6 protein-coding genes and 2 pseudogenes are annotated in these 7400 nt (G+C 68.1%); 5 read left to right on the top strand and 3 right to left on the bottom strand.

Annotated elements, in window-relative coordinates; translation table 11 throughout:
• The coding region (gene nhaA / locus FUT87_RS10975; protein WP_147241034.1) for a Na+/H+ antiporter NhaA at window positions 1-1097 on the top strand (1097 nt) is incomplete at its 5' end.
• A 99-nt stretch (window positions 1098-1196) separates the two neighbouring features.
• Here nhaA and FUT87_RS10970 read toward each other — a convergent pair.
• On the bottom strand, window positions 1197-1811 hold the full coding sequence (locus FUT87_RS10970) for a TIGR00645 family protein (RefSeq protein ID WP_147241033.1): 615 nt from the start codon (window positions 1809-1811) through the stop codon (window positions 1197-1199).
• A 182-nt stretch (window positions 1812-1993) separates the two neighbouring features.
• Between FUT87_RS10970 and FUT87_RS31690 the strand changes: the two are divergent.
• Window positions 1994-2182: pseudogene (locus tag FUT87_RS31690) on the top strand (acetyl-coenzyme A synthetase N-terminal domain-containing protein); the annotation flags it as partial.
• Window positions 2171-3963 (top strand): annotated as a pseudogene (gene acs, locus FUT87_RS10965) (acetate--CoA ligase). The pseudogenes FUT87_RS31690 and acs, both read left to right, overlap by 12 nt.
• A gap of 597 nt (window positions 3964-4560) precedes the next feature.
• Here acs and FUT87_RS10960 read toward each other — a convergent pair.
• Window positions 4561-4872 carry a c-type cytochrome gene (locus FUT87_RS10960; RefSeq protein ID WP_147241032.1) on the bottom strand — a complete coding sequence of 104 codons (312 nt, stop codon included), beginning with the start codon at window positions 4870-4872 and terminating at the stop codon, window positions 4561-4563.
• A 177-nt stretch (window positions 4873-5049) separates the two neighbouring features.
• On the opposite strand from FUT87_RS10960, the gene FUT87_RS10955 reads away from it, so the two are divergent.
• On the top strand, window positions 5050-5298 hold the full coding sequence (locus FUT87_RS10955; protein WP_091723387.1) for a TIGR04438 family Trp-rich protein: 249 nt from the start codon (window positions 5050-5052) through the stop codon (window positions 5296-5298).
• A gap of 100 nt (window positions 5299-5398) precedes the next feature.
• Here FUT87_RS10955 and ilvD read toward each other — a convergent pair whose 3' ends face one another.
• Window positions 5399-7108, bottom strand: coding sequence for a dihydroxy-acid dehydratase (gene ilvD / locus FUT87_RS10950; RefSeq protein WP_147241031.1), 1710 nt, complete (start codon window positions 7106-7108; stop codon window positions 5399-5401).
• Between the two features lie 104 nt (window positions 7109-7212).
• Between ilvD and FUT87_RS10945 the strand changes: the two genes are divergently transcribed.
• Window positions 7213-7400: LysR family transcriptional regulator (locus tag FUT87_RS10945; protein WP_186830477.1), on the top strand; the 188-nt coding region annotated here is incomplete at its 3' end.

The following is a 7400-nucleotide window of genomic DNA, read 5'->3' as shown; positions in this document are numbered from 1 at the left end:
CGGTGGCCGCGCTGATCCTGTCCAACTCGCCCTGGCGGGAGCTCTATGCCGCCTTCACCCGCATCGAGGGCGAGGTCCGCATCGGCGGCGACTGGCTGGTGCTCGCCAAGCCGCTGCTGGTCTGGGTGAACGACCTGTGGATGGCGGTGTTCTTCTTCCTCGTCGGCCTGGAGATCAAGCGCGAGTTCGTCAGCGGCGAGCTGGCCCAGCGCTCCCAGGCGGTGCTGCCGATGGTGGCCGCGCTGGGCGGCATGGTCGTGCCGGCGCTGATCTATGCCGTCATCAACCGCGGCGATCCGGTCGCGCTGCACGGCTGGGCGATCCCCGCCGCCACCGACATCGCCTTCGCGATCGGCATCGTCATGCTGCTGGGCAGCCGGGTGCCGGCCTCGCTGAAGGTCTTCCTGACGGCGGTCGCGATCATCGACGACCTCGGCGCCATCGTCGTCATCGCGCTTTTCTACACGAGCCAGCTGTCGCTGGTCATGCTGGGGGCCGCCGCGGCCTGCCTGGCGATCCTCTTCGCGCTCAACCAGGCCCGGGTGACGCGCGCGGACCTCTACATCGTCGTCGGCCTGGTGCTGTGGACCTGCGTGCTCAAGTCGGGCGTGCATGCGACGCTCGCGGGCGTCGCGACCGCGCTGTTCATCCCGTCGGACGACGGCCGCGGCCACTCGCCGGCCGAGGACCTCGAGCACGGCCTGCATCCGTGGGTCGCCTTCCTGGTCCTGCCGATGTTCGCGTTCTCCAACGCGGGCGTGTCGCTGCTGGGCCTGCATGCGGGCGACCTGCTGCATCCGGTGTCGCTGGGCATCGCGCTGGGGCTGCTGCTCGGCAAGGCGGTGGGCGTGTTCGGCAGCTCCTGGCTGATGATCCGCTTCGGCCTGGCGCAGCGGCCGGGCGGCGCCGACTGGATCCAGTTCTTCGGCGTCTGCGTGCTCTGCGGCATCGGCTTCACGATGAGCCTGTTCATCGGCGGCCTGGCCTTCGAAGGCCACGGGCCCGACTACGAGACGCGGGTGAAGCTCGGCGTGCTGGGCGGCTCGATCCTGTCCGGCGTGGTGGGCACGCTGATCCTGCTGCGCAGAAGCGCCTGAGCGGGCGCCCCGCCCAAAAAAGAAGGGAGCCCGCGGGCTCCCTCGTCGCTGATGCCGATCCAGTGCCGATCCGGCGCCGACCCGGCGCCGCGGTGGCGCTCAGTGCTTGTCGCCCGGCGGATGGGTGAGCAGCCGGTCGGTCATCGCGATGGCCAGCGCTGAGAGCAGGAAGGCCAGGTGGATGGCCGTCTGCCAGATCAGCGTCTGCTCGGTCAGGTTCTGCACATTGATGAAGGTCTTGAGCAGGTGGATCGAGGAGATGCCGATGATGGCCGTCGCCAGCTTGACCTTCAGCACCGACGCATTGACGTGGTCCAGCCATTCGGGCTGGTCCGGATGGCCCTCCAGATGCAGCCGCGACACGAAGGTCTCGTAGCCGCCCACGATCACCATGATCAGCAGGTTGGAGATCATCACCACGTCGATCAGCGCCAGCACGGCCAGCATGATGATGGTCTCGTTGAGCTTCGTGGGCGCGGTGCCGGCCTTGTAGCCCACGCTGTCCACCAGCAGTCTGAGGGCTTCCTGGTTGCCGAAGGCCGCCTCCACGAGATGGATCAGCTCGGTCCAGAACTGGTAGACGTAGACCGCCTGCGCCAGGATCAGCCCCAGGTACAGCGGCAACTGCAGCCAGCGGCTCCCGAACATCAGGTGGGCGAGCGGGTGCATGCGCTTGGGCGTGGTGTCGGCCGGGGCCTTCGGTCGATCGGTCATCGGGGCAATCCTTCAGGTCGTAACGGGCGGGAACCGCCAAACCGGGCGATTTTAGTGAGAGCATGCCGCTGGTTTCGCGGCCGCGCGCCCGCCGCTCTTCTACAAGAGTAAGCAGATCGTCAGTGTGAAAGCGGAGAGTTCGGCCGAGTTCGAAGATCCCTGCCTGTACGGAGACATAGGCCATGAGCGACAAGATCAGCGACAAGATCTACAACCCCCCCCAAGCCGCCGTCCAGGGCGCGCACGTGTCCGGCATGGCCGCCTACGAGGCGCTGTGCAAGGAAGCCGAGACCGACTACGCCGGCTACTGGGCGCGCCAGGCGCGTGAGCTGCTCAGCTGGAAGCAGCCCTTCACCAAGGTGCTGAACGAGTCGGACGCCCCCTTCTTCAAGTGGTTCGAGGACGGCCGGCTCAACGTGTCCTACAACTGCCTGGACCGCCACGTCGAGGCCGGCCGGGGCGAGCGCGTCGCGATCATCTTCGAGGCCGACGACGGCAGCGTCACCCGCGTCACCTATGCCGAGCTGCTGGCCCGGACGGCGCAGCTGGCCAACGCGCTCAAGGCGCGCGGCGTGAAGAAGGGCGATCGCGTCGTCATCTACATGCCGATGTCGGTCGAGGGCGTGGTGGCGATGCAGGCCTGCGCGCGCATCGGCGCGACGCACTCGTGGTGTTCGGCGGCTTCTCGGCGCAGTCGCTGCGCGACCGGGTGCAGGACGCCGGCGCGGTGATGGTGCTGACCGCCGATGAGCAGGCGCGTGGCGGCAAGTCGCTGCCGCTCAAGGCCATCGTCGATGACGCGCTGGCCGACAACAGCTGCCCGACGATCCGGTCGGTCCTCGTCTACAAGCGCACCGGCGGTCAGATCGCCTGGGTCGATGGCCGCGATGAATGGCTGCATGACGCGGTGGCCGGCCAGGCCACGAGCTGCGAACCCGAATGGGTCGAGGCCGAGCATCCGCTGTTCCTGCTCTACACCTCGGGCTCGACCGGCAAGCCCAAGGGCGTGCAGCACAGCACCGGCGGCTACCTGCTGCATGCGGCGCTGACCACCAAGTGGACCTTCGACCTGAAGGACTCCGACATCTTCTGGTGTACCGCCGACATCGGCTGGGTGACCGGCCACACCTACATCACCTACGGGCCGCTGGCGCTGGGCGGCACCGAGATCGTCTTCGAGGGCATCCCGACCTTCCCGGACGCCGGCCGCTTCTGGCAGATGATCCAGAAGCACAAGGTCACGATCTTCTACACGGCGCCGACGGCGATCCGCTCGCTGATCAAGGCGGCCGAGACCAACGAGGCGGTCCATCCGAAGAACTACGACCTGGGCTCGCTGCGGCTGCTGGGCTCGGTGGGTGAGCCGATCAACCCGGCCGCCTGGGAGTGGTACCACCAGCATGTGGGCGGCGGCCGCTGCCCGATCGTGGACACCTTCTGGCAGACGGAGACCGGCGGCCACATGATCACGCCGCTGCCGGGCGCCACGCCGCTGGTGCCGGGCTCGTGCACGCTGCCGTTCCCCGGCATCACCGCGGCCATCGTGGACGAGACCGGCAACGACGTGCCCAACGGGCAGGGCGGCATCCTGGTCGTCAAGAAGCCGTGGCCCTCGATGATCCGCACGATCTGGGGCGATCCGGAACGCTTCAAGAAGAGCTACTACCCGCCCGAGCTCAAGGGCTACTACCTCGCCGGCGACGGCGCCATCCGCGACGCGGACACCGGCTACTTCACCATCACCGGCCGCATCGACGACGTGCTGAACGTTTCGGGCCACCGCATGGGGACGATGGAGATCGAGTCCGCGCTGGTCAGCTGCACCGAGCTGGTGGCGGAGGCGGCGGTCGTGGGCCGGCCCGATGACACCACCGGCGAGGCGATCTGCGCCTTCGTCGTGCTCAAGCGCCCGCGTCCGAGCGGCGACGAGGCCAAGGCCATCGCCAAGCAGCTGCGCGACTGGGTCGCCAAGGAGATCGGTCCGATCGCCAAGCCCAAGGACATCCGCTTCGGCGACAACCTGCCCAAGACCCGCAGCGGCAAGATCATGCGCCGGCTGCTGCGCTCGGTCGCCAAGGGGGAGAGCGTCACGCAGGACACCTCGACGCTGGAGAATCCGGCGATCCTGGAGCAACTGGGCCAGGCCTACTGAGATCGCTCCGCAGCAGCTCGTGAAGCCCCGCCTCGGCGGGGTTTTTTCATGGGGCTCGCGCAGACACCTGCATCCCGGCACCCGCATGAACGCCCGCCGCGCGGCCCGCGTGCGCGGGGCGGTGCGGCAGCGGGGCGCTGGTCTCCGGCAGCGCTTGGCCTTCATGTGGCAGCCAAGGCCGCAGCCACACTGGCTCGGGTCGTGGTGTCCGCGCGGTTCATGGACCAAGAATCGTCGCACCGCCCCATCGGGGCGGGCCGCGATCCGGCCCGCGATCAGGGCGGCGCTCGCGCGGCATCCCCCGGATGCCGATCTCACAGAAGGAGTCGCTTGTGGAGTCTTCGTTCCCGCAGAGGTCCCCGAAACCAATCCGGCGCTGTGCCGACGCGCTGGCGCAGTTGCTGCTGCTGGCCATCGGCGGCCGGGAGATCCTGATCTCCGTCGGCCTGCGCGGCCGGGTGCGGCTGAACTTCCTGAGAAGACTTCGTGAGAAGAGGGCGGCTGACGGCAGGCGCTGAATGAGACAAGGCCCCGGAAGGGGCCTTGTTCATGGCGAGCCGGCTGGGCTCGGCGCGTCGACCTTCACTTCGTCGACCGTCACTTCGTCGACATCACCCACTTGGCGAGCTGCTCGGCCTCCGCCGGGCTGACCTGCGCGTTGGCCGGCATCGGGACCGGGCCCCAGACGCCGGAGCCGCCCTTGATGATCTTCTCGGACAGCTTCTTCACCGCATCCTTGTCCTTGGCGTATTTGGCCGCGACGTCCTTGTAGGCGGGGCCGACCAGCTTCTTGTCGACGGCATGGCAGGCCATGCAGTTCTTCTTCTGGGCCAGTTCCTGGCTGGCGAAGGCGCTGGGGGCGGACAGGGCGGCGATCAGGGCCGCGGAGACGAACAAGGCGTTTTTCATGGCATCCTTTCAGATCCTGCCGGGAAGATGCGGAACACCCTCAAGAGAACCCTGCGAGAAGCTCGCGAGGTGGGGACCGCTTCCCGGGGGAGCGGCGAGTGGCTGGGGGTGTCCGGGCTCGGGCGATTGTAGTGTTGGGAGCCGTGCCGACCTGGCGCGTGTACGAGGAGAAATGCGATGTGGTTGATCGTGATCGGCGTCTTGTTGATCGCCTTGAAGCTGGCCGAGTTCGGGCCGATCGGTGCGCTGAGCTGGTGGTGGGTGCTGTCGCCCTTCGTGCTGGCGGTGCTGTGGTGGGAGTTCGCCGACAAGTCGGGCTACACCAAGCGCAAGGAGATGGACAAGCTCGATGAGCGCCGGGAGGCGCGCCGCCAGCGCTCGCTCGAGGCGCTCGGCCAGGCGGACAAGCAGCGCAAGCGGCGCTGATCCGGACCGCGGCCGACCGCCGCGACCGGCAATGACAGCGGGGCCCTCGGGCCCCGCTGTCGCATTCATCGCGCCGACCGATGGGCCGGCGCCGGATCGTTCACTCGAACTTGTCGAGCACCGCGCCCGAGCTGGCGCTCGAGGCGCTCTTGGCGAACTTGGCCAGCACGCCGCGCGTGTAGCGCGGTGCCGGTTTCGTCCATGCGGCCTTGCGGCGCGCCAGTTCGGCATCGTCCACATGCAGCTGCAGCAGCAGCTGGTGCGCGTCGATGGTGATCGAATCGCCTTCGTGGACCAGCGCGATCGTGCCGCCTTCATAGGCTTCCGGCGCGACGTGGCCGACCACCATGCCCCAGGTGCCGCCGGAGAAGCGCCCGTCGGTGATCAGGCCGACGCTCTCGCCCAGGCCCTGGCCGATCAGCGCGCCGGTGGGGGCCAGCATCTCCGGCATGCCGGGGCCGCCCTTGGGGCCGAGGTAGCGCAGCACCATCACGTCGCCGGCCTTGATCTGGCCGGCCATGATCGCGGCCAGCGCCGACTGCTCGTCGTCGAACACGCGCGCCGGGCCGGTGATGACCGGGTTCTTCAGGCCGGTGATCTTGGCGACGCAGCCCTCGGGCGACAGGTTGCCCTTGAGGATCGCCAGGTGGCCTTCGGCGTAGATCGGGTCCGACACGGCGCGGATCACCTCCTGCTCCGGCGACAGGTCCGGCACGTCGGCCAGGTTCTCGGCGACGGTCTTGCCGGTGATGGTGATGCAGTCGCCGTGCAGCAGGCCGGCCTTGAGCAGCTGCTTCATGACCGCCGGGATGCCGCCGGCCTTGTGCAGGTCCACCGCGAGGAAGCGGCCGCTGGGCTTGAGGTCGCACAGCACCGGGATCTTCTTGCGCATGCGCTCGAAGTCGTCGATGGTCCAGTCCACCTCGGCGGCATGCGCGATGGCCAGGAAGTGCAGCACCGCGTTGGTCGAGCCGCCGGTGGCCATGATCACCGCCACCGCGTTCTCGATCGCCTTTTTCGTGACGATGTCGCGCGGCCTGAGGTTGGCCTTCACCGCCTGGACCAGGTAGTCGGCGGCGCGCTTGGTGTTCTCGACGACCTCGTCCTCGACGTTGGACATGCTCGACGAGTAGGGCAGCGACATGCCCAGCGCCTCGAAGGCCGAGCTCATCGTGTTGGCCGTGTACATGCCGCCGCAGGAGCCGCTGCCGGGGATGGCGCGCTTCTCGATCTGGCAGAAGTCTTCCTCGCTCATCTTGCCGGCGCTGAACTGGCCGACCGCCTCGAAGACGCTGACGATGTTGAGGTCCTGGCCCTTGTAGTGGCCGGGCTTGATGGTGCCGCCGTAGATGTAGATCGCCGGCACGTTGGCGCGCAGCATGCCCATCATGCCGCCGGGCATGTTCTTGTCGCAGCCGCCGATGACCATCACGCCGTCCAGCCACTGGCCGCCGACGCAGGTCTCGACGCAGTCGGAGATGACCTCGCGCGACACCAGCGAATACTTCATGCCCTCGGTGCCCATGGCCATGCCGTCGGAGATCGTCGGCGTGCCGAAGAGCTGGGCGTTGGCGCCGGCGGCCTTCAGGCCGATGACGGCGGCGTCTGCCAGCTTCTGCAGGCCGGAGTTGCACGGCGTGATCGTCGAGTGGCCGTTGGCCACGCCGATCATCGGCTTGCCGAAGTCGCTCTCCTGGTAGCCCATGCCGTAATACATCGAGCGGTTGGGCGCGCGCGCGACGCCTTCGGTGATGTTCCGGGAGCGACGATTCGGGGCGTCGTCGGGCGTGGCGTTCTTGGCGTCGGTCATGGCGGACATCCTGGCGGGCAGTGCTTGGAGCGCGCCAGTATGCGCCGCCGGACCATGCGGGTCCAATATATAGTGGACACCGAATTGATTTGCCCGACATATCGATGATCGAACTTCGTCCGATCCGCCAGTTCCTCGTGCTCGCGGAGGAACTGCACTTCGGTCGCGCCGCCGAGCGGCTGCACATGACCCAGCCGCCGCTGAGCCTGGCGGTGCAGAAGCTGGAGGCGCAACTGGGCGTGCAACTGCTCGAGCGCGGACGGCGGGCCGTCGCGCTGACGGCGGCCGGGCA

The organism is Mitsuaria sp. TWR114 (assembly GCF_007997345.1).
This window is presented reverse-complemented; position numbering and strand designations above follow the sequence as displayed.